At 36.0% G+C, this 25,870-nt stretch carries 26 protein-coding genes; 16 read left to right on the forward strand and 10 right to left on the reverse strand.

What is annotated here, in order from left to right:
• Window positions 1-2 precede the first annotated feature (2 nt).
• Window positions 3-1,355, forward strand: coding sequence for an FAD-dependent oxidoreductase (locus ACVWNY_RS02870; protein WP_454071635.1), 1,353 nt, complete (start codon window positions 3-5; stop codon window positions 1,353-1,355).
• A gap of 68 nt (window positions 1,356-1,423) precedes the next feature.
• Entirely contained in the window at window positions 1,424-2,377 is a 954-nt protein-coding gene (locus ACVWNY_RS02875) for an aromatic acid exporter family protein (protein ID WP_438718775.1), read from the forward strand.
• A gap of 14 nt (window positions 2,378-2,391) precedes the next feature.
• Here ACVWNY_RS02875 and ACVWNY_RS02880 read toward each other — a convergent pair whose 3' ends face one another.
• Complete coding sequence (locus tag ACVWNY_RS02880) at window positions 2,392-3,090, reverse strand: YoaK family protein (protein WP_218324335.1); 699 nt, start codon at window positions 3,088-3,090, stop codon at window positions 2,392-2,394.
• Window positions 3,091-3,285: 195 nt separating this feature from the next.
• Here ACVWNY_RS02880 and ACVWNY_RS02885 point away from each other — a divergent pair, with 195 nt between their 5' ends.
• Both ACVWNY_RS02885 and ACVWNY_RS02890 read left to right on the forward strand, forming a co-directional pair.
• Window positions 3,286-4,002, forward strand: coding sequence for an AzlC family ABC transporter permease (locus ACVWNY_RS02885; protein WP_218324336.1), 717 nt, complete (start codon window positions 3,286-3,288; stop codon window positions 4,000-4,002).
• Window positions 3,999-4,313, forward strand: a complete 315-nt coding sequence (locus ACVWNY_RS02890; RefSeq protein ID WP_218324337.1) for an AzlD domain-containing protein — start codon at window positions 3,999-4,001, stop codon at window positions 4,311-4,313. Before ACVWNY_RS02885 ends, ACVWNY_RS02890 begins: the two co-directional genes overlap by 4 nt.
• 50 nt (window positions 4,314-4,363) lie before the next feature.
• On the opposite strand, the gene ACVWNY_RS02895 is transcribed toward ACVWNY_RS02890, so the two are convergent.
• From ACVWNY_RS02895 to ACVWNY_RS02905, 3 genes are all read right to left on the reverse strand, one after another.
• Window positions 4,364-4,654 carry a hypothetical protein gene (locus tag ACVWNY_RS02895; RefSeq protein WP_218324338.1) on the reverse strand — a complete coding sequence of 97 codons (291 nt, stop codon included), beginning with the start codon at window positions 4,652-4,654 and terminating at the stop codon, window positions 4,364-4,366.
• A gap of 89 nt (window positions 4,655-4,743) precedes the next feature.
• A complete protein-coding gene (locus tag ACVWNY_RS02900; RefSeq protein ID WP_218324339.1) occupies window positions 4,744-5,793 on the reverse strand; it encodes a sensor histidine kinase in 1,050 nt (349 codons plus the stop codon).
• Entirely contained in the window at window positions 5,790-6,464 is a 675-nt protein-coding gene (locus tag ACVWNY_RS02905; RefSeq protein ID WP_218324340.1) for a response regulator transcription factor, read from the reverse strand. Before ACVWNY_RS02905 ends, ACVWNY_RS02900 begins: the two co-directional genes overlap by 4 nt.
• Window positions 6,465-6,591: 127 nt before the next feature.
• On the opposite strand from ACVWNY_RS02905, the gene ACVWNY_RS02910 reads away from it, so the two are divergent.
• On the forward strand, window positions 6,592-8,940 hold the full coding sequence (locus ACVWNY_RS02910) for an ABC transporter ATP-binding protein/permease (protein ID WP_218324341.1): 2,349 nt from the start codon (window positions 6,592-6,594) through the stop codon (window positions 8,938-8,940).
• Window positions 8,941-9,268: 328 nt separating this feature from the next.
• Complete coding sequence (locus ACVWNY_RS02915; RefSeq protein ID WP_454071637.1) at window positions 9,269-11,623, forward strand: ABC transporter ATP-binding protein/permease; 2,355 nt, start codon at window positions 9,269-9,271, stop codon at window positions 11,621-11,623.
• Between the two features lie 34 nt (window positions 11,624-11,657).
• Here the strand turns inward: ACVWNY_RS02915 and ACVWNY_RS02920 are convergent, their stop codons facing one another.
• Window positions 11,658-12,272, reverse strand: coding sequence for a PepSY domain-containing protein (locus ACVWNY_RS02920; protein ID WP_218324343.1), 615 nt, complete (start codon window positions 12,270-12,272; stop codon window positions 11,658-11,660).
• Window positions 12,273-12,414: 142 nt separating this feature from the next.
• Between ACVWNY_RS02920 and ACVWNY_RS02925 the strand changes: the two genes are divergently transcribed.
• Window positions 12,415-13,245: an aldo/keto reductase gene (locus ACVWNY_RS02925; RefSeq protein ID WP_218324344.1), complete on the forward strand. Its 831-nt coding sequence runs from the start codon at window positions 12,415-12,417 to the stop codon at window positions 13,243-13,245.
• A 91-nt stretch (window positions 13,246-13,336) separates the two neighbouring features.
• Here ACVWNY_RS02925 and ACVWNY_RS02930 read toward each other — a convergent pair whose 3' ends face one another.
• Window positions 13,337-14,533, reverse strand: a complete 1,197-nt coding sequence (locus tag ACVWNY_RS02930) for a YdcF family protein (protein ID WP_454071638.1) — start codon at window positions 14,531-14,533, stop codon at window positions 13,337-13,339.
• A gap of 110 nt (window positions 14,534-14,643) precedes the next feature.
• On the opposite strand from ACVWNY_RS02930, the gene ACVWNY_RS02935 reads away from it, so the two are divergent.
• Window positions 14,644-15,126, forward strand: a complete 483-nt coding sequence (locus ACVWNY_RS02935) for a GyrI-like domain-containing protein (RefSeq protein ID WP_343214698.1) — start codon at window positions 14,644-14,646, stop codon at window positions 15,124-15,126.
• A gap of 51 nt (window positions 15,127-15,177) precedes the next feature.
• Here ACVWNY_RS02935 and ACVWNY_RS02940 read toward each other — a convergent pair whose 3' ends face one another.
• The 4 genes from ACVWNY_RS02940 to ACVWNY_RS02955 form a co-directional block, all read right to left on the reverse strand.
• The gene (locus ACVWNY_RS02940; RefSeq protein WP_454071639.1) at window positions 15,178-16,461 is read right to left on the reverse strand and encodes a serine hydrolase; all 1,284 of its coding nucleotides are present in this window, start codon (window positions 16,459-16,461) and stop codon (window positions 15,178-15,180) included.
• Window positions 16,462-16,701: 240 nt separating this feature from the next.
• Window positions 16,702-17,502 carry a TPM domain-containing protein gene (locus tag ACVWNY_RS02945; protein WP_454071640.1) on the reverse strand — a complete coding sequence of 267 codons (801 nt, stop codon included), beginning with the start codon at window positions 17,500-17,502 and terminating at the stop codon, window positions 16,702-16,704.
• Window positions 17,499-18,539, reverse strand: a complete 1,041-nt coding sequence (locus ACVWNY_RS02950) for a TFIIB-type zinc ribbon-containing protein (RefSeq protein WP_454071641.1) — start codon at window positions 18,537-18,539, stop codon at window positions 17,499-17,501. Before ACVWNY_RS02950 ends, ACVWNY_RS02945 begins: the two co-directional genes overlap by 4 nt.
• Window positions 18,540-18,549: 10 nt before the next feature.
• Window positions 18,550-19,767 (reverse strand): SPFH domain-containing protein, encoded by a 1,218-nt coding sequence (locus ACVWNY_RS02955; protein ID WP_454071642.1) that lies wholly within the window; start codon window positions 19,765-19,767, stop codon window positions 18,550-18,552.
• Between the two features lie 180 nt (window positions 19,768-19,947).
• Here ACVWNY_RS02955 and dnaX point away from each other — a divergent pair, with 180 nt between their 5' ends.
• The 8 genes from dnaX to ACVWNY_RS02995 are packed head-to-tail and all read left to right on the forward strand — an operon-like array spanning window position 19,948 to window position 25,813.
• Window positions 19,948-21,675, forward strand: coding sequence for a DNA polymerase III subunit gamma/tau (gene dnaX / locus ACVWNY_RS02960; protein ID WP_454071643.1), 1,728 nt, complete (start codon window positions 19,948-19,950; stop codon window positions 21,673-21,675).
• Between the two features lie 12 nt (window positions 21,676-21,687).
• The gene (locus ACVWNY_RS02965; RefSeq protein ID WP_218324352.1) at window positions 21,688-21,999 is read left to right on the forward strand and encodes a YbaB/EbfC family nucleoid-associated protein; all 312 of its coding nucleotides are present in this window, start codon (window positions 21,688-21,690) and stop codon (window positions 21,997-21,999) included.
• 44 nt (window positions 22,000-22,043) lie between these two features.
• Window positions 22,044-22,640, forward strand: a complete 597-nt coding sequence (gene recR, locus ACVWNY_RS02970) for a recombination mediator RecR (protein ID WP_218324353.1) — start codon at window positions 22,044-22,046, stop codon at window positions 22,638-22,640.
• Between the two features lie 60 nt (window positions 22,641-22,700).
• Window positions 22,701-23,342 (forward strand): dTMP kinase, encoded by a 642-nt coding sequence (tmk, locus tag ACVWNY_RS02975; RefSeq protein ID WP_218324354.1) that lies wholly within the window; start codon window positions 22,701-22,703, stop codon window positions 23,340-23,342.
• 17 nt (window positions 23,343-23,359) lie between these two features.
• Complete coding sequence (gene darA / locus ACVWNY_RS02980; RefSeq protein ID WP_218324355.1) at window positions 23,360-23,689, forward strand: cyclic di-AMP receptor DarA; 330 nt, start codon at window positions 23,360-23,362, stop codon at window positions 23,687-23,689.
• Between the two features lies 1 nt (window position 23,690).
• Window positions 23,691-24,632 (forward strand): DNA polymerase III subunit delta', encoded by a 942-nt coding sequence (gene holB, locus ACVWNY_RS02985; RefSeq protein ID WP_454071644.1) that lies wholly within the window; start codon window positions 23,691-23,693, stop codon window positions 24,630-24,632.
• A 16-nt stretch (window positions 24,633-24,648) separates the two neighbouring features.
• Window positions 24,649-25,467 carry a PSP1 domain-containing protein gene (locus tag ACVWNY_RS02990; protein ID WP_218324356.1) on the forward strand — a complete coding sequence of 273 codons (819 nt, stop codon included), beginning with the start codon at window positions 24,649-24,651 and terminating at the stop codon, window positions 25,465-25,467.
• Window positions 25,460-25,813 (forward strand): DNA replication initiation control protein YabA, encoded by a 354-nt coding sequence (locus tag ACVWNY_RS02995; RefSeq protein ID WP_218324357.1) that lies wholly within the window; start codon window positions 25,460-25,462, stop codon window positions 25,811-25,813. Before ACVWNY_RS02990 ends, ACVWNY_RS02995 begins: the two co-directional genes overlap by 8 nt.
• Window positions 25,814-25,870: the final 57 nt, after the last annotated feature.

Raw genomic sequence — 25,870 nt, forward strand, 5'->3', positions numbered from 1 at the left:
TCATGAAAGCTATCGTTTTAGGCTCTTCTCATGGTGGATATGAAGCTGTAGAAGAACTATTGCTGATGCATCCTGATGCAGAGATTCAGTGGTATGAAAAAGGTGACTTCATCTCATTCATGGGTTGAGGCACGCAAATGTATCTTGAAGGGGTCGTAAAAGATGTGAATTCAATTCGCTATATGACACCAGAAAAGATGAGAGAACGTGGGGTCCACGTCTTTGATAACACTGAAATTACAAAAGTAGAACCTGACAAACATCAGGTAGAAGTATTGAACCATGTGACTGGTGAAAACCGCGTCGAAAGTTATGACAAATTAATTTTAAGTCCTGGAGCAAATCCATTTATCGTACCAGTTCCTGGTAATGATTTGGCAAACATTAAAACTATGCGGGGTCGTCAAGACACGATTGATTTAAGAATGTTAGCTGTTGATCCAGAGATTGAAAATGTGGTGATTATCGGTAGCGGTTATATCGGTATCGAAGCGGCAGAAAGTTTTGCTGTGGCTGGTAAAAAAGTAACGGTGATCGATGTGATTGGTCGTCCATTAGGCGTTTATTTGGATAAAGAATTGACGGATGTATTGCAAGAAACGATGGAAGCAAATAATATTCGGTTTGCCACTGGCGAACGAGTGCAAGCTTTTGAGGGCGTTGATGGTAAAGTCAAAAAAGCAATCACTGATCAAGGTGAATATTCAGCTGACTTAGTTGTTATGTCTGCCGGTGTTCGACCAAATACAAAATGGTTAGAAGGCGCTGTTGAATTATTACCAAATGGTATGATTAAAACAGACAAATTCATGCAAACTAGTGCACCAGATGTATTTGCAGTCGGTGATGCCACTTTAATCCAATATAATCCAGGACAAATTGAGATGAATGTTTCTCTTGCAACTAATGCAAGTCGTCAAGGTCGCTATGCTGTGAAAAACTTAATGGCACCGACAAAACCATTCCCAGGGGTTCAAGGTTCTTCTGCCTTACGTGTTTTTGATTATAAATTTGCTTCAACCGGTTTAAATGATGCAACTGCTGGTAAATTAGGGATTGAAATCAAATCTGTCTTAGTAGAACAAGATACTTTGATGGATTTCGTACCAGAAAAAATGAAAGAACGTGTATTGTTTAAATTAGCTTACGATCCAGAAACTTTAAAAATCGTCGGCGCACAAATTTTATCTAAACAAGATTTGACAGCAAACATCAATGCTATGTCGATCGCTATTCAAACTGGTTTCACGATTGAACAATTGGCTTATGCTGATTTCTTCTTCCAACCAGAATTTGATATGCGTTGGAACTTACTAAATGTTGCAGGTCAAAAAGCTTTAAACCAAGAAAGATAAAATAATCCTTTTCAGACTACATCATTATGGTGTAGTCTTTTTTTAGAGAATAAATTAAGGAGATTGAAATGAAAATAGGGTTAAGAACAATAAAAACTGCCATTGGTGCCGCAATTGCATTGTTAATTGCTGAAGCGATTGGTTTAGCTTATCCGACCTCGGCGGCGATTATTACTGTTTTGAGCGTCACCAATACGAAACGCTCTACCGCAAAAACAGCCATAGGGAGAGTTTTATCGCTGACTTTGGCCTTAGCGGTAGCATTGATTTGTTTTTCTATATTAGGTTTTCACGCGATTGCTTTTGGTTTGTATTTGCTGATTTTTATTCCTTTTTCAGTCAAATTTAAATTAAGTGAAGGAATTGCTGTCAGTTCCGTTTTGATCACTCATTTTCTCAGTGATGGTCGCTTTAGCTGGCCGGCCATTGCCAATGAATATTTGTTGATGATTATTGGTGTTGGCTGTGCGTTAGCCGTTAATTTGTACATGCCTGATACAGAAAAAAGAATTCAAGAAGATCAGTTAGTCGTGGAAGTCATTATGAGGGATCTTTTGCAAGAGATGGCGACTTATTTGAATCAGTCGTCAAAAGAAGCCATGCTGTTTCAAATGTGCCAATCTTTAGCAGATTTTATTAAAGAAGCGCAAAATAATGCCCGCCAATTTGAAGAGAATCGTTTTGTAGGGGCCAATCATTATTATTTCGAATATTTTGCGATGCGGCGTTTACAGTTACGTATTTTAAATAATATGTTGACTATTTTACAAGATTTGTCAGCGACTGAAGAAGAGGCTCACGAATTGCAGGAGTTGTTAAACTTTACTAGTGAAACTTTGGCTGAAGATAATGATGGTAAGGCGATTCAAGAAAAAATTGCCGAAACAAACCAAAAATATCGGCAAAAGGATTTACCAGATAGTCGGGAAGCATTTGAAAATCGAGCCCAACTATTTCAGCTTTTTCAATTGTTTCAAGAATTTATTGAAATCAAAGCTAGTTTTCACCGACAACAAAAATAAACAGGAAACGGTTTTTAGCCGTTTCCTGTTTTTTTATGGAATAAATTAGCTCCACGGGTAAATTTCCAAATGAAGAAAGTTTGACTTAAAGCTAATGCCAAAAAGCATAGTGCAATGATAAAAGTAGTTTGGTATCCAATCAAATGATAACAAAAAACCGCGACAACGACACCACTAATAAAGGCGGTAACTACACTGGAAAAATGAAAAAAACCTTTTTTAGCAAGCGGGTCATGATTTTTAAGGTAGTCGTAAAAATTGGTGGCCATCCCTTTTAAATTACCCGTGGTAAACAAATTGGTATAAGTTAAGCCATTGATTTTGTCAAAGCTAATCCATTGAATAGCTGCAGTGAAAGCAATCAGCATAATCACAATTGTATGCAACGGTTGAAAAAATTGTGTCGTTAACAAAAGAAAAATTACAGCTTCGTAGTACAACACGCCTAAACGCCAAAAGAACCATTTTTTCTGATTGGCAAGGTCAATTAAATATTTTGCCAAAAAGATTCCTAGAAAAAAACACAAAGTCGACAATAGCTTTTTACCAACGGACGCCCATTGACCGTCAAATCCTTGAATAATGGCTAAGACTAAATTACCAGTCTGAGCGGAAGCAAAAGCTTGGTATCGTAAATAAGTATAGCTATCCAACATGCCGCCAATAAAAGTCAGCATCAGTCCTACTGAAGGATTTTCATGGAAGCTTTTCATAAAAATCATCTCTTTTCTGTCTTATCTTAGCACAAAGAAAAGTTTCTTGAAAAATAATTTCCATTTTATCAGCATTTCTATCTTGAAATTTCTCATTTATAGCAACAGAAATGAAGTTGCAACTATCTTTTTTACCCAGTTGTGTTAGAATAAACATGTTTTTTATCATGTGAACTGTGAAGGGAAAGAAGCACCATGCCTAAAAGGCCAGTCTGGATAGAAACGTTATCCGCGGCAGCACCCCTTTGTTTAAGCTATATTCCTGTTGGTTTAGCGTGCGGAATGCTTTTACAAAAAGTTGGTTTTAACGTTTTCTTAACAGCATTAATATCGATCTTAGTTTTTTCTGGCGGCGCCCAATTTTTAGTTGTTTCAATGTTAGCCGTTCATGCATCATTGGCAACGACAGTTTTGATGGTTTTCTTCTTGGAGTTGCGCTATGCCTTATTGGGGGCGAGTTTATCACAATTTTTTAAAGATGAGTCGCGGGGAAGAATTGGTTTGTTTGCCCAATCGATGAACGATGAAAATTATGCAGTAAATTATTTAAAATATTCGACGGATTCCAACTGGAATTATAAAAAAGCGCTATCAGTTAATTGGCTATCATTGAGTGCTTGGACAATCAGTACGGTAGCAGGAACGATTTTTGGTTCGGTCATCCATATCAATACAGAATTGGTCCATTTTGCTTTGACAGCAATGTTTATTTTTATGTTTATGATGCAATTGAAGGATCGCCTATTGCTTTTTTCCGGCTTACTATCGGGTGTATTATCTGTTTTATTGATGCTGCTTTTTCAAAATACATTTGGTTTAATTGTAGCTACTTTACTGGCTTCATTGGCGGGATATTTGTTGGAACGTCAGCATAAAAGAAAAACCACAAAACAGCAAGGAGCCTCTTTATGAGTAATTATTTATTGCTAGTTATCATTTGTTTGTTTGGTGCATCTTATTTACCAAGATTGTTTCCAATGATGTATTTTGCCAAGCATAAAGTGCCGGAATGGTTCAGTGAATGGATGAAATTTGTACCGATTTCATTATTTGCCGCGTTGGTCTTTAAAGATGTTTTTTTGACTGATAATGCAATCGATCTGATTGGGAATGTAAAAATTATTGCCATGTTAATTGTAGCTGTGGTTGCTTATAAAAGCCGTTCGATGGCCATATCTGTATTGACAGGTTTGGCAGCAATTTTTTTATTGAACTTGATTTAAAAAAGTGCCAGCAAAAAGGTCCTGTTAGACTTTTTGCTGGCACTTTTATTTTAGGCTTGAAATTCTGCTAAGGGACGGAAGGTCAAGATTGTCATTTTGCGATAAAATTCGGCTGGTAATTTTTTCCAAGAATTTAATAATCGTTTGAAAAAATTATCTTCTGCTTGAATCACATATTCGTTTAAAACGATCCCACTAGATTTTTTTGGTTCTTTTATCATATTTTCGTAAGCTTCTTCTGCTTGATTTTGATTATCATAAATTCCTAGAGTATCAATCTCAATGTAAGAACCTTCAATTTTTTGAGTTTCTTCAATAAAATAAACGCTTTTCTTTTCCATAAGTTTTGAGCTCCTTTACTTAATACAATCAGTTTACCCTGACTTTGTTAACTAATTGTGAAGTGAAAGGAGAAGCTTTTGTCATTTATTTATGACTTTTTTGTGTCTAAGGGTAAATAAACTTTAAATGTGGTGCCTACATTCAGTTGACTAGTGACTTTGACTTTTCCATCGTGTAAAGCCACAATTTTTTGGACAAGGGCTAGGCCAAGACCATTGCCTTTTGATTGACGACTCGTATCATTTTGATAAAATTTATCGAAAATTTTTGGGATTGTTTTTTCAGCCATCCCAACTCCTTGGTCACTAATTGCGACAATTACTGTGTCAGGTAATACTTTTATAGAAATTATGATTGTGGTATTTTCTTGACTGTATTTTAAAGCATTATCAATTAAGTTTAACCAAACTTGATACAGCAATTCTTCATTGCCAAAATAATCGGTGTTGATTAAATCAAGCTGCCAATTAATCCCTTGGTTTTCCCAACGAGGCTGTAAAAATAAAATTACCTGCCGTAATTGTTCATCTAAACGAAAATGTTGCTTTTCTAGGCCTAATTCTTGATTTTCCAATTTGGTTAATTTTAAGATGTTCTCTGTAAGTTGGCTTAATTGTCGGGTACCATCTTGAATTCGTCGTAAATAATCTTGCCGTTCAACTTCACTTAAATCTTCTGCTTGAAGTAATTGTACGTAGCCTTGAATAGTTGCAATTGGCGTTTTAAACTCATGGGAAACATCGGAAACAAAATTATTCTGTAGCATTTCGATGCTGTTTAATCCCCGGACCATTAAATTAAAATCATGGTAGAGTTGAGCAACTTCATGGACTTTTTGTTGATCGTCTAAAGCAATTGAAAAATCCCCTTGAGAAACTTGATTCATGGCTTTTCGGAGATTAGCAATCGGTTGTAAAATCCGTTTTCCCACAAATAATGAAACGCCAGCGCCAATCACTAAGCTTAATAGAGAAATAAAACCTAAAGGAAAGAATTGATTATTTCGTTCAGCTGATAGAAATTCGTAATGGTTAATCAGTAGTAATAAGAAGATGAAAATTGTTAACACAAGTAACATCATCAAAAAAATAATACAGGCAAAATAAATCCATAGTTGTGAGTAGAGTTTTTTTCTCATGCTTGAACCACTGCTTTGTAACCAAGGCCCCGAATGGTTTCAATTGAAAAATCTGAATTATTAGCAAAACGATTTCGTAGACGTTTGATATGGACGTCTATCGTTCGTTCATCTGAATCACTGTCCATGCCCCAAATTTCATCCATTAATTGCTGTCTAGTAAAAATTTTATTGGGATAAGAAAGTAATTTGTATAAAAGTAAAAATTCTTTTTGAGGTAAATTTTCGGTTAAAGTGGGGCTTTCAACTTGATAAGTTGCCTGACTCAAAGTTGTTTGTCCGACAGTTAGTTCTTGTTCATGAACAATTTGGGCCCGTCTCAATAAAGCTTCTACTCGCAAAATCATTTCTTTAACATCAATGGGTTTCACCATATAATCATCTACTCCCAAGTCAAACCCTCTTTTCTTGTCTTCAAAACGGTCCTTAGCGGTAATAAATAAAATTGGTAGATCAAATCCGGCTGAACGGAGACTGTCCGCCAATTCATAGCCATCCATATCAGGCATCATAATATCGGAAATAATTAGGTCAATGTGTTGTTTATCTAAAATATCTAAAGCTTCTAAACCATTTCTAGCAATTTCAGTAGAAAAATACGCACGTTTTAAAGCTGATTGATAAAGTAAGGCTAAATTTTCGTCATCTTCGACAATTAGTAATCGGTTCATTTGCCAATCCCTCCTTGTTGTTAAATAATAGTACATAGTAACTATGAATTAAAGATGAAGTTTGTTCAACTTGAGTTAACAAAGGCGTGCTATCTTTGGCAAACTTCAAAAGAAAAGGGATGAAGGCATGTTAGAACTAAAGGATATCAAAAAATATTACCATGTGGGAGATACGACGACAAAAGCGTTAGACGGCGTCTCAGTATCTTTTCGACGGCAAGAATTTGTTGCCATTTTAGGAGCTTCAGGTTCAGGAAAAACGACGATGTTGAATGTTATCGGTGGTTTAGATAATTATGATTCAGGGGACATGATTATCGATGGGAAATCCACCAAAACTTTCAAAGAAAGTGACTGGGATGCTTATCGTAATAATTCAATTGGCTTTGTTTTCCAAAGCTATAATTTAATTAGTCATTTAGGAATTATTGATAATGTTGAATTAGGAATGACGCTAAGTGGTGTCGCGAAAGAAGAAAAACGCCAAAAAGCCGAAGAAGCTTTGACTAGAGTTGGTTTGGCTGACCATATGCATAAGAAACCAAACCAGCTTTCCGGTGGACAAATGCAACGGGTAGCAATTGCACGGGCTTTAGCCAATGATCCCGATATTTTATTATGTGATGAGCCAACTGGCGCGTTAGATACAGAAACCAGCGTCCAAATTATGAATTTAATTCAAGAATTATCGCAAGAAAAATTAGTTATTATGGTTACTCATAATCCTAATTTAGCTAATCAATATGCAGATCGCATCATTGAATTTTCCGATGGTCGGATTTTAAATGATTCTCATCCCCATAAAGAAAGTGAAAAAAGCGATCAGTTTATTTTGAAAAGAACCAAGATGCGTTTTGTGACGGCGTTGAAATTATCCTTCAATAATTTAAAAACGAAAAAAGGTCGGACCTTTCTGACGGCGTTTGCTTCAAGTATTGGGATTATTAGTATCGGGATTGTATTATCTTTGTCCAGTGGTTTTCAGGCACAAATTGATCGGACCCAAACAGAAACCATGGCAAAATTCCCTATCACTATCTCTCAAGTTGCTACTGATGCTACTGCTAACAGTGACCGAGCATTAGGAAGTGAAAAGGGGACATTCCCGAAAAGCCAGACTGTTACTGCCAAAATTAGTGACCAAGATCGTGCTCAACATACCAATAAAATTGATCAAAACTATATCGATTACATTGAGAATATTGATCCTAAATTAAGTAATAATATTGGTTATACTCGCTTAGTCGGAATGAATTTATTAGGAAATGTCGGTGGCGAAGTAAAACCCGTCACTTTTTCGGCAGCAGCTAGCAGTGAAGACAGTGGGGCAGCTATGAGTAGTGCTGTTTCAAGTATGACTGGAGTAGGTGTTTCAACTTTTCCAACGCAATTAGACAACAAATCAGGTGAGAATTTTTTACAAGATAACTATCGATTGCTAGATGGTAGTTATCCTAAAAATGCTACTGATGTGGTATTAATTGTTGATGCTAATAATAATACCAACATCAACTCATTGAAGAATTTAGGATTTGATGTAAAAGATGGCGAAAAAATTGACTTTAGTCAAATTGTTGGCACGAGCTTCAAGTTAATCCATAATAATGATTACTATACGGAATTGCCAACTGGAAACTTTATTCCAAACAATGATTATCAAGCAATGTATGACAATGCAAATGATGATACTTTGACTATTAGTGGTATTTTACGTGTCAAATCGGATTCTACGATGAATTTATTGGCACCAGGAATTGCTTATAGTGATCAATTAACATCGCAAATTGTGGAAGAAAATCAAAATTCAGCCATTGTTGAAGCGCAAAAAAATAGTGATACAAGTGTGATGACGAATCAAGCCTTAACTAGTGAACAAAAAGATGCTGTTTTAGCACAATTAGGCGGCAGCAGTATTCCATCTAGTATCATGATTTATCCTAATAACTTTAAGAACAAAGAAGAAATTTTGACATACCTAGATAACTATAATGACGGTAAGAAAAAAGCAGATAAAATTCTTTATACTGATTTGGCCGGAACCATGACTGAATTAACCGGTGGTTTAATGGATGCAATTACTTATGTGCTAGTGGCGTTCGCCGGTATTTCTTTAGTAACCAGCATGATTATGATTGGAATCATCACGTATACTTCAGTGATTGAACGGACGAAGGAAATCGGAGTCTTAAAAGCATTAGGCGCTCGTAAAAAAGATATTACTCGCGTTTTCGACGCGGAAACTTGTATTTTAGGTGTTGGTTCAGGAATATTAGGAGTATTAATTGCTTGGGGTGCAACCTTCCCAATAAACATTTTACTTTATAATTTAACTGATTTGAAAGATGTAGCCCAGTTAAATCCTGTTCATGCCATCATTTTAATTGTGGTATCGACTGTTTTAACTATGTTAGGTGGCCATATTCCAGCCAAAATGGCAGCTAAAAAAGATGCAGCGATAGCATTGCGAGCAGAATAATTATTTTCAAGTAGCAGATTAGGTTCTTTAGAGAATTTAGTCTGCTTTTTTTATTGTAAATTTTGACGTGTTTGTTTATAGAATAGTAGCTTTAAAAGGAGGAGTGTTATTTTTTTTATAAAGATATCAATAAAAAAATGAAACAATCTGATATAAATTTTTATATAGTTATTTTATTTTATTTTTGATAAAATTATCAATCCCTTTATTTTGTTGACAACAAGCTTTTTATTACTAATAATGATAGTTATATAGCTCGCGTTTTTTATAATAGTTAGTTATATTAATTGTTTTTTCAAGCTGTTGAAAAGAGAAAAGGAATGAGAAAATGTTAGAGTTACACACGATAAAAAAATATTATCACTTAGGCGAAATGACTACAAAAGCATTAGATGGGATTTCAGTATCTTTTCGGCGACAAGAATTTGTCGCCATTTTAGGGCCTTCAGGTTCGGGAAAAACCACGATGTTAAACGTAATTGGCGGGTTGGATAACTATGATTCTGGCGATATGATTATCGACGGGAAATCCACCAAAACTTTTAAAGAAAATGATTGGGATGCTTTTCGTAATAATTCGATTGGTTTTGTTTTCCAAAGTTATAATTTAATTAATCATCTAGGGATTATTGACAATGTTGAATTAGGCATGACTTTAAGTGGTGTTGCGAAAGAAGAAAAACGTCAAAAGGCCGAAGAGGCTCTGAGACGCGTAGGTTTAGCAGATCATATGCACAAAAAACCAAATCAACTTTCTGGTGGGCAAATGCAACGGGTAGCAATCGCACGAGCTTTAGCCAATGACCCGGATATTTTGCTATGTGATGAACCAACTGGCGCATTAGATACAGAAACCAGCGTTCAAATTATGAACTTGATTCAAGAATTATCATTAGAAAAATTAGTCATTATGGTGACCCATAATCCTAATTTAGCTCATCAATATGCAGACCGCATCATTGAATTTTCAGACGGACAAATTTTAAACGATTCTCATCCTCATAAAAAAGTTGAAGAGGGTCATCAGTTTGTTTTAAAGAGAACTAAAATGCGTTTTACAACAGCATTGAAGCTTTCTTTTCATAATTTAAAAACGAAGAAAGGTCGCACATTTCTGACAGCTTTTGCTTCTAGTATCGGGATAATAAGCATTGGAATTGTATTATCGCTTGCCAGTGGTTTTCAGGTGCAAATTAATCGCACCCAAACAGAAACTTTGGCGAAATTCCCAATCACAATTTCAAAAACGGTGACTGATCAAAGTGACAATAGTCAACAAGCACTGGGGAGTGAAAAAGGAGATTTTTCAAAACGCAAGCAAATTACTGCAAAAATCAGTGAACAAGATCGGGTGCAACATACAAACAAAATTGATCAAAACTATCTTGATTACATTAAAAATATCGATCCAAAACTAAGTAATAATATTGGGTACACTAGAATGGTAGAAATGAATTTATTAGGCAAACTAAATGATTCTGTGGAACCAGTTAGTTTTTCAACAACTATCAACGATGAACAAAATACCAATAGTATGGATTTAGATGGTTTTATTTCTAATATGACTGGTGTCGGCGTGTCTACTTTTCCAACTCAATTAACTAAAAATACTGGAGATAATTTTTTAAAAGATAATTACCAATTATTAAGTGGAAATTATCCGAAAGCGACGACGGATGTTGTTTTAATAGTCGATGCGAATAACAATACGAATCTGAATTCATTGAAAAATATAGGTTTTGAAATTGTTGAAGATCAAGCACTAGATTTCAATCAAATTGTAGGAACAACTTTTAAACTCATTCATAATAATGACTACTATACGCAAACCGCAGCAGGTAATTTTGTTCCTAATAATGATTATCAAGCGTTATATGATAACCCGAACAATCGTACGGTGACAATTTCAGGTATTTTAAGAGTTAAACCAAATGCCGTGATGAATTTATTAGCACCGGGGATTGCATATAGTAACGAATTAACTACAGAAATTGTAAATGAAAATCAGCATTCGGCTATCGTTGATGCACAAAAAAATAGTGAGAGTAGTGTCATTAGTAACCAACCTTTAACGGATGAGCAAAAAGAGACGACGATAACACAACTAGGTGGAGATAGTTTACCAGCAAATATAATGGTTTATCCTAACAATTATCAAGACAAAGAAGAAATTTTAAATTACTTAGATGCTTATAACACTGGTAAATCGAAAGAAGAGAGAATTCTTTATACTGATTTGGCGGGTACGATGACAGAATTAACAGGTGGCTTAATGAAAGCAATCACTTATGTGTTAATCGCTTTTGCTGGTATTTCTTTGGTTACTAGTATGATTATGATTGGAATTATAACCTATACGTCGGTAATTGAACGAACGAAAGAAATCGGAGTTTTGAAAGCTTTGGGGGCTCGTAAAAAAGATATTACCCGTGTTTTTGACGCAGAAACTTGTATATTAGGTCTTAGTTCTGGTATTTTAGGGGTTTTATTTGCTTGGGGGGCAACTGTGCCGGTAAATATTTTACTCTATAATTTAACTGATTTGAAAGATGTAGCCCAATTAAATCCAATTCATGCCGTCATTTTAATTGTGGTATCGACTATTTTAACTATGTTAGGCGGTCACATTCCAGCTAGACTGGCTGCAAAAAAAGATGCGGCGATTGCGTTGCGAGCAGAATGAAGAAAAAAGGAAATCCAAGTCGGATTTCCTTTTTTTAATCATCTTGTTCGGTGGTTAAAACATCACCAGATTGTGCATTAATTTTTACTTCATTTTCCATCTGGCCTTCTTTAAGTTTGACTTCCCAAAAAACAACGCCATCGTCTTTATCTAATTTAATTTCATCAACAGTTCCACTTACGGCATTACTGGCAATGCTAGCTGCTTCGTCAGCGGTAATGATATTTGAAACATCAATAGCATCTTGTTGACGATCTAAATCATTTTGTTCATCCCGATCAACCTGCTCTGTTTGTTGTGAGATAATTTCTTTTGAAGTTGCATCAAAACGAATTTCAAATTCTTCAGTATTATTTCGACCAGATACTTGATAAATCGGTTTGCCCAGACTCATTTCTAATTCGATTTGAGTAATGTCACTGTCAGGATAATTTTCATTATACAGGTCAATCGCTTCTTGTGTTGTCATAGGTAAATTTGACAGTGGGGTATTTCCTTGACTATCAGTGCTACTAGTATTATCGCCAGAGCTAGCAACTGTACTACTTGACGGGCTGGCTGGTGTCGCATTGTCGTTATTATTTTGATTCGAACAAGCAACGAAAAATAAACTGCTTAAAGCAATCAAAAATACGGGTGTTTTTTTCATAAAATCCCTCCTTTGTCATATTTTAACAAATTAACCACTATTTAACATGAAAATAAATCGTTTTTATCATTTAGTCTTTTCACTAGCAGAAAAATAAGAATAAAGGTATAGTTAACTTAAATAGTAAAAGGGGGCAAAAATATTGGAAACATATCAATTACGAGATGGTTTAATTATTCCAAAAGTTGGCTTTGGCACTTACAAGTTAAATGGTTTAGGTGGGGTCAACACAATGGTGCAAGCTTTAAGTAATGGCTATCGTTTATTAGACTCTGCTTTTAATTATGAAAATGAAGGTGCAGTCGGTGAAGCAATTCGTCGTTCAGAAGTACCCCGCAGCGAAATTATTGTCACTTCAAAATTACCAGGGCGTCATCAAACCCATGATGCGGCTATTCAGACCATTCAAGAATCACTTTTGCGGGCTGGATTAGATTACTATGATTTATACTTAATTCATTGGCCAAATCCACTGGAAGACCATTATGTGGAAGCTTGGCAAGCTTTGATTGAAGCACAAAAATTTGGTTTGATTCGCTCGATTGGTGTTTGTAACTTTTTACCAGAGCATCTAGATCGTTTAGAAAAAGAAACTGGTGTGTTACCTGTAATTAACCAAGTGGAATTACATCCCCATTTTAATCAGGCCGAACAACGGGCTTATAATCAGTCTAAAGGTATATTAACGCAAGACTGGAGTCCTTTAGGAAGGGCTAGTGAAATTTTAAATAATCCGATTATTAGCGAGATTGCAGAAAAATATGCTAAAAATGTTGGTCAAGTTATTTTACGCTGGGAAGTACAATTAGGTACAGCACCAATTCCTAAAGCATCGTCAAAAGTTCGTCAGTTAGGAAATATTGATATTTTTGATTTTGCATTGACTGAAGCAGAAATGGAAAAAATTAATCAATTAAGTAAGCCAGACGGGCGCTTAAAGAATCAAGATCCAAGTACTTATCAAGAATTTTAAAAGAAAAAGATGCGTCCAAAATGAATCGACCTCCAAAAATTAGATCAGGAATCTACTTTTTAGAGGTCGTTACAATATGGGCGTATCTTTTTTAAGTAAAAATAAGATTAAGCATTGAAATTAAGAAAAATAGTAAAACAATGACAGCACAGACTATCAAATGTCGGCGTTTGTTCATTAAAATAATCGCAGCAAACTCTCGTAAAAAAGCATTTGGTAAATAGTATTTTGCCGTTTTGGCTCCAATACCATCAGCTTTTAGACCAACTTGATCAGCAAACATCGCACCTCTAAAAATATGAAAATTATTTGAAGTAAAAATCACTTGGTAACCAGCAGGAGTTAGACGATCCATTAATTTTTTACTAAATAGCATATTTTCGTACGTATTAGTGGAGGTCGCTTCCAATAAAATATCCTCTGATGGTATACCTTGCTCTACTGCATAGTTTTTCATTGCTTCGGCTTCTGAGATTTTTTCATCACTGCCTTTCCCACCTGACATTAGTAAAATGGGCGTGCGTTTTGCTTTTGCAAATTGTTGATGGTAAAAAGCAATGCCCCGATTGATACGACTCGCCAAAATAGGAGAAACTTTTTCACCATCAATTAGGCCGGCACCCAAAACAATCAGATAATCTTGATTGAATTTTGGCTGATTTAATTGATAGATAAGTGAAATAAGCAAAAAGTTCCAGAAAATTAAAAAGAAATAGACCAGAATTGTGCTGGGAATTGATAACAGAATTAAGGACCACTGGGGTAAAATCTCTGGTCCGATTTGCTGAATAACCAACCAAGCAATTAAAGCAACGGCTAAAATTAAAGTCAGTAAATTAGCAATCGAATGAGATTCTTTTTTTAAAACAATGTAGCTATTACCAATCAGAAAAATAATCAGTGCATAAAGACCAAAAAGTAGAACGAATAAAAATATAATTCCTAAGATTCCTAACAGACCAATCGTAATATAAGATTGGCCTAAAAAGCTGATGGCGACTAGATAAGTGGCAAAAACCACTAAAAATAAAGTGAACAACCAGCCGTTTCGCAAGCGAGGTTTATCTCGCTGATAAAAATAATAAAACAAACCAAAAAACAAAGCTGGGATAATCAAATAAAAACTGTGATTTAAGATTTCTACTAAGATTAAATACAATAAGAAATAAGCACCGCTAAAAAGCCATAAAGATTTTCTGCTTTTGTCTTTTTTTCTCAGCCAAATAAAATAACCAATTAATAAGATCAGATAAATACTGCTAATCGTAATTTCACCAATAACTCCCATAACATCACCTCAAATTTAGTATAACAAAAACTAGCGAAACTGTGAAAGCCGGACAATCGATTGGCTTTTTAAAAATAGAATGGGTAGAATATTTGTGAGGAGGGATGATCGTGACAAAAATAAAAGGAGTAGACAAAGTAGTCTTACCAGAAATAACCGTACTAGGTAAAGAAGGTATTGGTCTAAGCAGCGCAGCAACTTCTTGGGTAGCACCTCTGTGGGATGAAATGAATCAGCATTTTGATGAAGTTATTCCATTTATAGATGCTACAGAAATTGAAAACTTACATTTATGGGGTTTAATGAGTGACCAACAAAATTGGTTGGCGCCTTGGGGAGAAACTGGTCGTTATTTGGCCGGCGTACAAGTGAAGCCAGGGACAATTGCACCAGAAGGTTGGAGTGTTTGGGTATTGCCCGCACAAACATATTTAACCCTAAAGACCGATGGAGAAAAAATTGATCGAGCAACAGAAATTATGCTGGAGCAAGTGCTACCTTTAGAAAAAGTAACTTTAGCAGGAGCAGTTCAAGAACATTATTTACCAAATTTTGCAGAAGGCGAAGTGGCCTTGTATTTTCCAGTTCAATAAAAAAAGACTTTAGATACCAGAAGAAACATTCTGAGGTCTAAAGTCTTTTTGCTATTTGAAAAAAGCCAGAATCTTGTTCCAAGTTAAAATGAAAATGTTCTCTTTGGCAACCGCTTGAGTAGTTAGAATCTCAGCAGTTGGCGTTTCTGGTTCAACTAAATAACCTAAAGTATCTTGGGCCAAACTAATTTCAGCTGTCCCGATTGTCTCATCTTTACTAACTGGTGCAGTTAAAGATTGGTTTGTTAGTTTTTCATTATCGTAATTCATATTAATTGTTAAATCATTGATATTCATATCATTGCGTACCCAAAGTTGGACTTGACCGCTCAATGTCAAATTAACTTCTTTAGCTTTGCCGTCAATCACATTAAGAGAATTTTCTGGTAAACTCATTTGGCTCGTATCAATTGTTTCAATCCGCCAATTATCAAGAGCATAATTCATTAATTTAGCTGTTTCAACAAAACGAGCAGAGGAATCATTTTCTTCATTGGTGGCATTTAAGATGACCGTAATTACACGACGACCATCACGAGTAATGGTGCCAGCAAAACAAGCACCTGCCAAATCAGTTGTGCCGGTTTTTAAGCCATCGACACCTTCCATATAATGATCTTGTCCCGGCAACAATTCATTCCAAGTTTCGATTGCAGTAGGAGTAGAAGTGTTGGCACCAAAAGTCATTTCGGTGATGCTAGTAGTTTGTAAAACTTCAGGATAATCAGTCACTAATTTTTGAGCGACGATTGCCACATCTCGTGCAGACATTAAGTTTTCATCATCATCGGCGGTTCCAGGATAACGATTATCGCCAGAAAAAGATACTGGTAAGCCAGAAGCTGTAACAATTTTTGCATCGGTGATGCCCCAAGTCGTTAATCGTTCCCGCATCTGATTGACAAATTGTGGTTCATTGCCGCTAATTAATTCAGCTAAGGCAACGGCGCATGCATTGCCAGATTCTATCAACATCCCATCGAATAAATCCTTTACTGTATACGTATCGGTCGTATTTAATGGCACATTGGAAAGACCAGCTACTGTACTTAAATCAGCAGCGTAGGTTGAGATAGGTACAGGTGTTTCCCAAGTGATTTGATTATTTTTAACTGCTTCTAAAACCAAGTAAGCTGATAAAATTTTTGTAACTGAAGCAATTCCCAAGGGTGTGTCACCATTTTGGTTAAAGAGAATTTTGCCCGATTCAGCATCAATTGCGTAACCTGCATTGGCTTCGACAGAGAAATCATCGGCGTGAGCAGGTGTCGCAAAAATAAATGAAAACGCTAAAACAATAGGCAGTAAAGCCAATATTTTTTTCTTGATAGACATGCTTGACTCCTTTTTCAAATAAAAATAATAGATTGTTTTGAAAATTAAGTTTGACTTATTATTAAGCAAGGTATCATTTGAATAAGCTTAATAATAAAGAAAGCAAACAGTAATTTTTCATGAATTATCCAAGTCTACCAAAAATTATTCGTGACGACAAGGAAAAATCAGCTTCCTGTTTTATTCTAACGGAAGCTGATTATTAAATATAGCAGATTATCAAATTCTTAAAGCCTTGTTCTAGAAGCCTCGACCGCCACCACCAAAAGTACCGCCGCCGCTTGAATTTGTGGTGCTGCCACCTCCGCCACCAAAACCGCCACTGTTGTTTTTCGGTTTAGGAATAATTCGAGTTGTCACAAAAGAATTCACTAAAGTATCACTTTTTTCAGTTAAATCCAATTGGGCATTTTGCCGATATTGATAACGAAAATTGCCACTCTTTAGCTGGTAACGAAGTCTTACGAAAATAAAAAAGGCAATACCAGCTATTGCGGCGGCCACCAAACTGATGATGGCTTCTAGCGGTGTAATTGATTTGTAATAGGTAATTTTTCCAGTTTTTTCATCAATCCGATAACTGCCCTGAGGTACGCCATGAGAAACAAATTTAGCTGATTTTGTTAAAAAGGCATTGCCGGCATTGTAGTAGTCACTGTCTTGCAAATTTGTTTGGACATCATCTAAAATATCGTCTACGCGTTTGTCGGTTAAATAATCAATCATATTACCAGAGGTAGTTAGATAAACTTTTCGTTGATTCATATCAATTAATAAAAGTGCGCCATTATTGTCTTTTCCAACGCGCTGCATCAAATTTTGATTGGCAAATTTTCGCGGTTCTTCTTCATTTGTATCGGTGGTTAAAATAAAGACTCTCCCTTTGATCTGCTGATCCAATTCGTCTGCTTTTTGGCTTAATTCTTGAATTTCTGAATCATTAAATAATCCGGCCTGATCGGTGATCGTATCACCAGCAGCGAAAACTTTCGTAGGAAGTAAAACACAGAAAAATAATAGAAGTAAGAAATATTTTTTCATATGAAATACCCCACAATCATTAAAACGGCTGCCACAACCGCAAAAATTCCAGCAGAAGTTAGTCCTAGTTTTGAATAACTAATCGGCAATATACCACTGGTTTTTCCAGTCTGCCCATTCATGGCATAGTAATAAACTTTACCATTTTTATCGTGATAAGTAACCAACCAAACAGGCAAGAGCATATAGTGATTGTTTTGTTCATCAATTGCAATGCTGCTACTTTTTTTATTAAAGGTGGTGTAACTAGTAATGGTATCACGCATTAGATTATCGGTATATTCATTTAATTCTCGGGAGACATCAGCTGATAAATCTTGCATTTCGATGTCTCTTTTTTCGGCTTGAAAACCTGACAAATATTCGGTTTTAAAATTGACAGCATTATTGATAGGAAAAGGTTGCACTTGATTAACCATTTTTTGCTGGATATTTTTACTCAAAGCATTTTTGACTAAATCATTGATTTTTGCTTTTCCCTTGCGGTAAACATCGTAAATTTTTGTCTCAGTGTATTCCAAATCACCAACAATCCAAACGCGAACCGCGGTTCCTTTACCGTGATATTCTCCCTGTGTTTTTGCATCTACTACCCAGTAAGGAAAATAAACACCGGTCATTTTTTCAATTTGCTGGGTATCATAGAAATCTTTAGGAATAAATTTTTTCTTTTTCACCCAAGCTAAAAAATCAGCTTCAGCTTTCTTGCGATCAATCTTAAAGGGTAAAACCTTATTGGGAAGAAATTCTCCACTTAAGCGCCCTTGCAAAACAACTGGATTATGACAGAAATAGCAATAAGTTGCAGCCGTGGTTGCGTCTGTAACAATTTGGGCACCACAACTAGGGCACAAAAAGAGTTCATTTTCACTCGTTTCTTCAATATTTTTTTCTACGATGCTAGATTCTTCTTCCGCATCAACGGCTTCGATTGTAAAAATACTTAAGCAATAATCACAATGAAATTTTTGATCATCGGGATTAAAAGTTAAAGGTCCGCCACAATTGGGACAATGATGGGTAATTGTATCATTCATAAATTGCCTCCTAATCTAGCGGAATGCCTTTGAATGGTTTGCCGCAATGGGGACAGAATTTGGGTACACCATTAGATAGATCAACGATTTCCCCGCATTCGCTACATTTCATTTCAATTTTATTGACCGTTGCTTGTGGTTTTGGTTCGCCACAATTACTACAAAATTTTCCAGTATTTTCGGTTCCACATTTTGGACAGGTCCAAGAGTCAGCTTTTGCTTGTTCTTGCGCCATTTGTTTTTGGTTATTATCACTGGCTTGACCCATAAAATTACCACCAGCATTCATACCCATTCCAACACCGAAGAATCCTTGTCCGGCGCCGCCAGGATTTTTGCCAGCTTCTTCGATTCCGTGAGCTACAGCTCCTTGAACGTAACCTTCACGAATGCTTGGATCGCCTAACATCGCTCCTTGATTACGCATATTAATTAATTTAGTTGAATCATCAGTGTAAGAAATACTCGCTACGGCAACCGAAACAATCTCAATTCCTCGTAAACTTCTCCAAGATTCGTCTAACACATCGGCCATATATTTACTTAGTTCCATGCTTTTTGATGGCACATAAGAAATTCTTTCACCTGCTTGTGACATTTGGTTGATGGCTGTCTGTAAAGCTGTTAAAAATTCTTGCAAATATTGTTCATTGATATCGTTTAAATCAACTTGTGATAAATTCCGTGGGATACCATTGGCATAGAACAATAAAGGATCAGTCACTTGAACAGAATACGTACCATGTGCTCGCAAAAATAATTCAGCATTATAAAAGTTATCGAAATAATTTAAAGGCGTTGGCGTACCAAATTTAATGCCTTTAATTTCTTGCAGATTAATATAAAAAACTTGTTGTGATTGTGGTGTCACGCCACCGAATTTAAAACGATCAAAAGTTTCTTTGACAGCGTCTTTTAATTGGCCGTTGAACATAGAAGGGGCTAATTCATTATTGATTGTGTAATAGCCTTCTTCAGCGGTGTAATCAATAATTTTTCCGCCATCCACTAAAAGCATCATCATATTAGGATAAACATGAACAACGGAGCCGTCAGTTAAAACATCGCGGGTGGCTTTTTTATTAGCACCACGTTTATCATTTTTTCTAACTGCTACACCTTTAGTCATGACCGTTGTTGCGCCCATATTATCTGGTTCGATGATTTCTAGCCATTGATCAGCTAAGCCGCCACCGATTGAACTTGTTGCTGCTTTAATTAGACCCATTAAAATCCCTCCGTAAAAACTTTTTTTTCATTATACCATGGAAAGAATTTTTTTAAGAATCCGTCGCAAGTCTTATTTAAAAGGAGATTATTTTTTTTACGGCTTTAAGGCAACAACTATCTTTTTTGACAATATTTTCGTATAATAATAGATAGTGATTTTTTACAAGGAGGAGTACAAATGGCGTATCAAGCACTGTATCGGGTCTGGCGTTCTCAACGTTTTGATGATTTGGTAGGACAAGAGGCAATTACTAGAACTTTAAAAAATGCAATTGCTCAACACAAAACATCGCACGCCTATTTGTTTACGGGACCGAGAGGAACTGGTAAAACAAGTGCGGCGAAAATTTTCGCTAAAGCAATTAACTGTCCTAACAGTGTTGATGGTGAACCTTGTAATCATTGTGAGATGTGCCAAGCTATTACTGAAGGCCGTCAAGAAGATGTGATTGAAATCGACGCAGCTAGTAATAATGGTGTCGAAGAAATTCGTTTTATTCGTGATCGAGCCAATTATGCGCCAACTACGGCTGCTTATAAGGTTTATATTATTGATGAAGTGCATATGCTTTCAACAGGTGCCTTCAATGCTTTGTTAAAAACGCTAGAAGAACCGAAAGAACATGTCATTTTTATTTTAGCTACGACAGAACCCCACAAGATTCCGGCGACAATTATTTCTCGTACGCAACGATTTGATTTTAAACGAATCGATACTCAGGTCATTATTAAACGTTTGGCTTATATTTTAGATGAAAGCCAAATTTCTTATGAAGAAGCCGCTTTGCCAGTCATTGCTAGAGCAGCAGAAGGCGGAATGCGGGATGCTTTAAGTATTTTGGATCAAGCTATTTCTTTTAGTAATGAAACCATTACATTATCAGATGCCTTGGCGGTAACGGGAAGTTTAACCACCGAAATGATGGATGAATATATTGGGGCTTGTTTAGCGGAAGACGTGTCTGGAGCGTTGTCGGCTTTAGAAAATATTTTGGCAGAAGGTAAAGAAGCCCGTCGCTTAACCGAAGATTTATTACTTTATTGCCGTGATTTATTAATGTATCAACAGGCACCTGAACTATTAGACGAAACCAAACAATTAACCGATGCCTTTAAGAATTTAGCTGAGAACACGGTGTCTGTCCGACTTTATCAAATGATAAAAATCCTCAGTGAAACACAAAATGAAATTCGTTTTACCAATCATGCTAATGTCTACTTAGAAGTGGCGACTGTAAAACTAGCAACTGCTGAGAAGAATCAATCAGCATATATTGAAGGCGAAAAAGAGAGTGGGCCGTCAGTAAGTAGTCAAGAACTAACGGCATTAAAAACAGAAGTACAGCAATTAAAAAATGAGTTACAGCAGTTAAGGAATCAAGGAATAGCTCAGGCTGCACCAACAGAAGAAAAAACTGTCAATAAAAAAGTGAGCAGTAATTATCGCTTGCCAACTGAAAAAGTCTATCAAGTCTTAAGTGAAGCCACTAAGAATGACTTGCAACAAGTCAGAGGGGTGTGGGAAGATTTATTGATGGCTCTGCCAGTTACTCAAAGAGCGATTTTAAAAGCGAGTGAAATTCAAGCGGCGGGACCAAATTTAGTCTTGTTGGCTTTTGATTATGAAATTTTATGTCAGCGGGCAGAAGCAGATAGTGAGCTTCAGTTGAATTTACAAAATAGCTTAAGTATGATGGTGAAAGATTACACACCGGATTTTGTGTATATCCCAAAGGAAAATTGGCCGCGATTGCGCCAAGCTTATTTAAGTCAGCATCAAGATGAACCGCAGGAAAACACTGACGAAATGCCTGAAGAAATTTCTTTACCAGTGGAAGAAGAAAATGCGGTTGTAGAGCAAGCCAAAAGTTTATTTGGTAATTTAGTAACGATTAAAGAAGATTAAGGAGTAGATAATATGCGCGGAATGGGAAACATGCAAGGTATGATGAAACAAATGCAAAAGATGCAAAAAGATATGACAAAAGCTCAAGATGAGTTGAATGCGTCAATTTTTACTGGTTCTTCAACTAATGATTTAGTAAAGGTGACCTTCACTGGTGATAAAAAGATGCAAGGCATTGAAATTAATCCTGAACTAATTGATCCAGAAGATCCAGAAATGTTGCAAGACATGCTAGTTTTAGCAGTCAATGATGCCATGAGTAAAATTAACCAAGTAACTGAAAGCACAATGGGTAAATATACTAAAGGATTACCAGGCTTTTAAAGTAAATGCTGGTAGTTGTTAATTTGATACCAAAGGAGAAATGAATGCAATATCCTGAACCAATTGCTAAATTAATTGAAAGTTATATGAAGTTGCCGGGGATCGGGCAAAAAACGGCGACTCGTTTAGCTTTTTTTACGATTGATATGAAAGATGAAAGTGTAAATGAGTTTGCGCGTTCGCTGATTTCAGTAAAGCGAGATTTACATTTTTGTAGTATTTGCGGCAATATCACGGAAGATGATCCTTGTGAAATTTGTAGTGATACGACACGAGATCGCAGTACAATTTTAGTAGTAGAAGAACCAAAAGATGTGATGGCTTTAGAAAAAGTCAGAGATTATCATGGATTGTATCATGTTTTACATGGCGTATTGTCACCAATGGAAGGTACTGGACCAGAAGATATCAATATCGCTCCGTTGATTAAACGGCTACATGATGATGAAGTGAAAGAAGTAATAATTGCGACTAACGCAACAACTGAAGGCGAAGCAACAGCGATGTATCTTTCTCGCTTAATAAAGCCAGCTGGAATTAAGGTTACTCGCTTAGCCCATGGTTTATCAGTTGGTAGTGATATTGAATATGCAGATGAAATTACTTTATTAAAAGCAGTTGAAGGGCGTCGTGAACTGTAAATTTTCATTTCATAGCGTTTTTGTGTAGAATTGAAAGTATATTAAGTGGAGGATAAGATATTGAAAGGTTTATTTATTACAATCGAAGGTCCAGATGGTGCTGGCAAAACAAGTGTTGTAGAATATTTGTATCCGCGTTTGCGTCAGATCGCTGCAACAGATATCATGAAAACAAGAGAACCTGGTGGGATTCCCATCGCTGAAAAAATTCGACAAGTTATTTTAGATCCGCAAAATGATCGAATGGATGATCGGACAGAAGCGTTGCTTTATGCAGCTGCTAGACGTCAGCATTTAGTTGAAAAAGTTTGGCCGGCATTAGAAAGTGGTAAAATTGTTTTATGTGATCGTTTTGTTGACAGCTCGTTGGCTTATCAAGGGGCAGGGCGTCGTATTGGCGTTGAACCAGTGGCAGACATTAACCAATTTGCAACCGAAGGAACTATTCCAGATGTGACTTTGTATTTGGATGTTGATTCTGATACCGGTTTGCAAAGAATTATGGCGTCACGCCGCAATCAAATTGACCGCCTAGATTCTGAAGGACTACAATTCCATCAGCGAGTTCGTCATGAGTACTTGAAACTCTATGAGGCAAATCCTGAACGAATCATCAAAATTGATGCCAAACAACGACTGGAAGATGTAGTAGAAGACTGTTTTGAAGTCTTAGTTTCCCGTTATCCCCAATATTTTCAATAATAGAGAGGAGTTAGATTATGAAATTAATCTTAGCAATTATCCAAGACAAAGATTCTAATCGTTTAGCTAATGAGTTCATTGACGCTAACATTCGTGCAACAAAATTATCATCCACAGGTGGTTTTTTAAAGGCCGGCAATTCTACTTTTATTATTGGGATTGAAGATGAACGTGTAGAGGAAACACTGCAACTGATTCAAGAAACCTCTAAGGCAAGAACACAATATGTGACAACACCGGTAACTTTGGATATTTCTTTGGACGGACAAGTACCGTATCCAGTAGAAGTTGAAGTTGGTGGCGCAACTGTTTTTGTATTACCAGTCGAAAGCTTCTTCCAATATTAAGATGAACGAAAAAGATACATTAAGAAATTTGCAACCGATTGTGTTTAGACAATTACAAAACAGTTTTGAGCATGGGCGTTTGGCCCATGCTTACCTTTTTGAAGGGGATAGCGGCACCGGTAAAGAAATGATGGCCCTGTGGTTTATCAAACATTTGTTTTGTCTAGATTTAAAGGATAATCAACCTTGTGAAAAATGTAATAATTGCTTGCGAATCAGTCAAAAGGAACACCCAGATGTGATTGAGGTACTACCAGAAGGGCAACTAATCAAAGTTGACCAGATTCGTGAATTGCAAAAAGAACTAGCTAAAAGTGGTTTCGAATCAAATAAAAAGGTTGTCTTGATTCATCAAGCAGAAAAGATGAACGTCAATTCAGCCAATAGTTTATTGAAATTTTTAGAGGAACCACCAAAAGATTTTATGATCATTTTAATGACTAGTGCATTAGGAAAGATCTTACCGACGATTCAATCTCGCAGTCAGATTATTCATTTTCAAGGTTTAGCCAAAAAACATTTAATCCAGCAACTACAAACACAAGAAAAATTTTCTGTTGAAAGTGCTAGTTTGTTAGTGGATTTGACGAATAGTTATCAAAAAGCAGTTGAATTATCAAATGATGAATGGTTTAATGAGGCTAAAGAGACGGTTATGCAATGGTTCCGATATCTTGAAAAAGACGATCCTCAAGGCTTTGTTTATGTGCAAAAAAAATTAGTCAAAATTTTTAAAGAAAAAAACCAGCAACGTTTAGCTTTTGAAATGTTAGGTTATTTTTCTAAAAGTCAACGCAATCAAGTGTTGAATGATGATAGAGCGATGACTGAAAAGTACAATCGGTTATTAGCTGAAAGTTTGAAAGCCATTCAAAAATTAGAAGCCAACGTCGCTTTTCAAAGTATTGCCGAACAAATAACCCTCCACGTAATATTCAAATAGAAAAGTAGGTGGACCAATGGTTGAAGTAGTGGGTGTTCGTTTTAGAGAAGCCGGACACATCTATTATTATGCTCCTGGCAAAAATACATTTCATTATAACGATAAAGTTTTGGTTGAGTCACAACAAGCGCAACAAATTGCCACCGTGGCACTTCCTAAAGTTGAAATGGCAAAGGAAGATTTATCAGAGGATTTAAAAACTGTTTTACATAAAGCGAGTGAAAAAGAATTACACAAATTAGCGCAAAATCAAAAAGATACTAAAGCTGCTTTTAAAATAGCTAAAGAAAAAATTCGTGAACATGAGTTGGAAATGAAATTAACCAATGTCGAATACACATTTGACCGCAGTAAAATGGTTTTTTATTTTACTGCAGATGGACGGATTGATTTTCGTGAATTGGTGAAAGATTTAGCAGCTGTGTTTCGTACTCGGATTGAGTTGCGTCAAATTGGTGTTCGTGATGAAGCTAAGATTTTAGGGGGGATTGGACCTTGTGGCCGGCAATTATGTTGTTCAACATTCCTAGGTGACTTTATTCCTGTCTCGATTAAAATGGCAAAGGATCAAGGTCTATCATTAAATCCAGCTAAAATTTCTGGTTTGTGTGGTCGTTTGATGTGCTGCTTAAAATATGAAAATGATGAATACGAACAAGCGAAAAAAGAAATGCCCGATTATGGCAAAGAAGTCATTACACCAGAAGGTAAAGGACGTGTAGTTGGTCTGAATCTATTGAGTCGGATTGTAAAAGTTCGTTTAGTAGGTCGTGAAACACCGCTAGAATATGATGTTTCTGAACTTGTTAAAGCAGGTGACAAAGGTCATGGATAGACGTAGTCTTTATGATGGTTTGAATCAATTAGAATTCAAGATGGAAGAAAATCTTGAACAGTTGACAACAATGAAAGAAACTTTATTGGAATTAGTCGAAAAAAATACCACCTTGGAAATTGAAAACCAACGATTACGAGAGCGTATTTTAGAGATGAATCAAAAAGCGCATCCTCAAACCACAGATGAAAAACAAGGATTATCCCAATCAAAAATGAATTTGGAAAAAATATATGAAGATGGTTTTCATGTCTGCAATTTATTATATGGTTCCAGAAGAGAAGATGATGAACCTTGTGCTTTTTGTTTAGATGTCATTTATAGTGAAAGTAAACCAAGTAAATAAGTAAGTAGACGGGATTGAGTAATCGCTCAATTCCGTTTTTAATTGAGAGGATTGATA

The sequence above is a fragment of the Enterococcus sp. JNUCC 77 genome, assembly GCF_054819945.1.

Coding starts and splice junctions, on each gene's coding strand:
- ACVWNY_RS02875 (WP_438718775.1), top strand. CDS start 1,424: ATGAAAATAGGGTTAAGAACAATAAAAACTGCCATTGGTGCCGCAATT.
- ACVWNY_RS02880 (WP_218324335.1), bottom strand. CDS start 3,090: ATGAAAAGCTTCCATGAAAATCCTTCAGTAGGACTGATGCTGACTTTT.
- ACVWNY_RS02885 (WP_218324336.1), top strand. CDS start 3,286: ATGCCTAAAAGGCCAGTCTGGATAGAAACGTTATCCGCGGCAGCACCC.
- ACVWNY_RS02890 (WP_218324337.1), top strand. CDS start 3,999: ATGAGTAATTATTTATTGCTAGTTATCATTTGTTTGTTTGGTGCATCT.
- ACVWNY_RS02895 (WP_218324338.1), bottom strand. CDS start 4,654: ATGGAAAAGAAAAGCGTTTATTTTATTGAAGAAACTCAAAAAATTGAA.
- ACVWNY_RS02900 (WP_218324339.1), bottom strand. CDS start 5,793: ATGAGAAAAAAACTCTACTCACAACTATGGATTTATTTTGCCTGTATT.
- ACVWNY_RS02905 (WP_218324340.1), bottom strand. CDS start 6,464: ATGAACCGATTACTAATTGTCGAAGATGACGAAAATTTAGCCTTACTT.
- ACVWNY_RS02910 (WP_218324341.1), top strand. CDS start 6,592: ATGTTAGAACTAAAGGATATCAAAAAATATTACCATGTGGGAGATACG.
- ACVWNY_RS02915 (WP_454071637.1), top strand. CDS start 9,269: ATGTTAGAGTTACACACGATAAAAAAATATTATCACTTAGGCGAAATG.
- ACVWNY_RS02920 (WP_218324343.1), bottom strand. CDS start 12,272: ATGAAAAAAACACCCGTATTTTTGATTGCTTTAAGCAGTTTATTTTTC.
- ACVWNY_RS02930 (WP_454071638.1), bottom strand. CDS start 14,533: ATGGGAGTTATTGGTGAAATTACGATTAGCAGTATTTATCTGATCTTA.
- ACVWNY_RS02940 (WP_454071639.1), bottom strand. CDS start 16,461: ATGTCTATCAAGAAAAAAATATTGGCTTTACTGCCTATTGTTTTAGCG.
- ACVWNY_RS02945 (WP_454071640.1), bottom strand. CDS start 17,502: ATGAAAAAATATTTCTTACTTCTATTATTTTTCTGTGTTTTACTTCCT.
- ACVWNY_RS02950 (WP_454071641.1), bottom strand. CDS start 18,539: ATGAATGATACAATTACCCATCATTGTCCCAATTGTGGCGGACCTTTA.
- ACVWNY_RS02955 (WP_454071642.1), bottom strand. CDS start 19,767: ATGGGTCTAATTAAAGCAGCAACAAGTTCAATCGGTGGCGGCTTAGCT.
- dnaX (WP_454071643.1), top strand. CDS start 19,948: ATGGCGTATCAAGCACTGTATCGGGTCTGGCGTTCTCAACGTTTTGAT.
- ACVWNY_RS02965 (WP_218324352.1), top strand. CDS start 21,688: ATGCGCGGAATGGGAAACATGCAAGGTATGATGAAACAAATGCAAAAG.
- recR (WP_218324353.1), top strand. CDS start 22,044: ATGCAATATCCTGAACCAATTGCTAAATTAATTGAAAGTTATATGAAG.
- darA (WP_218324355.1), top strand. CDS start 23,360: ATGAAATTAATCTTAGCAATTATCCAAGACAAAGATTCTAATCGTTTA.
- holB (WP_454071644.1), top strand. CDS start 23,691: ATGAACGAAAAAGATACATTAAGAAATTTGCAACCGATTGTGTTTAGA.
- ACVWNY_RS02990 (WP_218324356.1), top strand. CDS start 24,649: ATGGTTGAAGTAGTGGGTGTTCGTTTTAGAGAAGCCGGACACATCTAT.
- ACVWNY_RS02995 (WP_218324357.1), top strand. CDS start 25,460: ATGGATAGACGTAGTCTTTATGATGGTTTGAATCAATTAGAATTCAAG.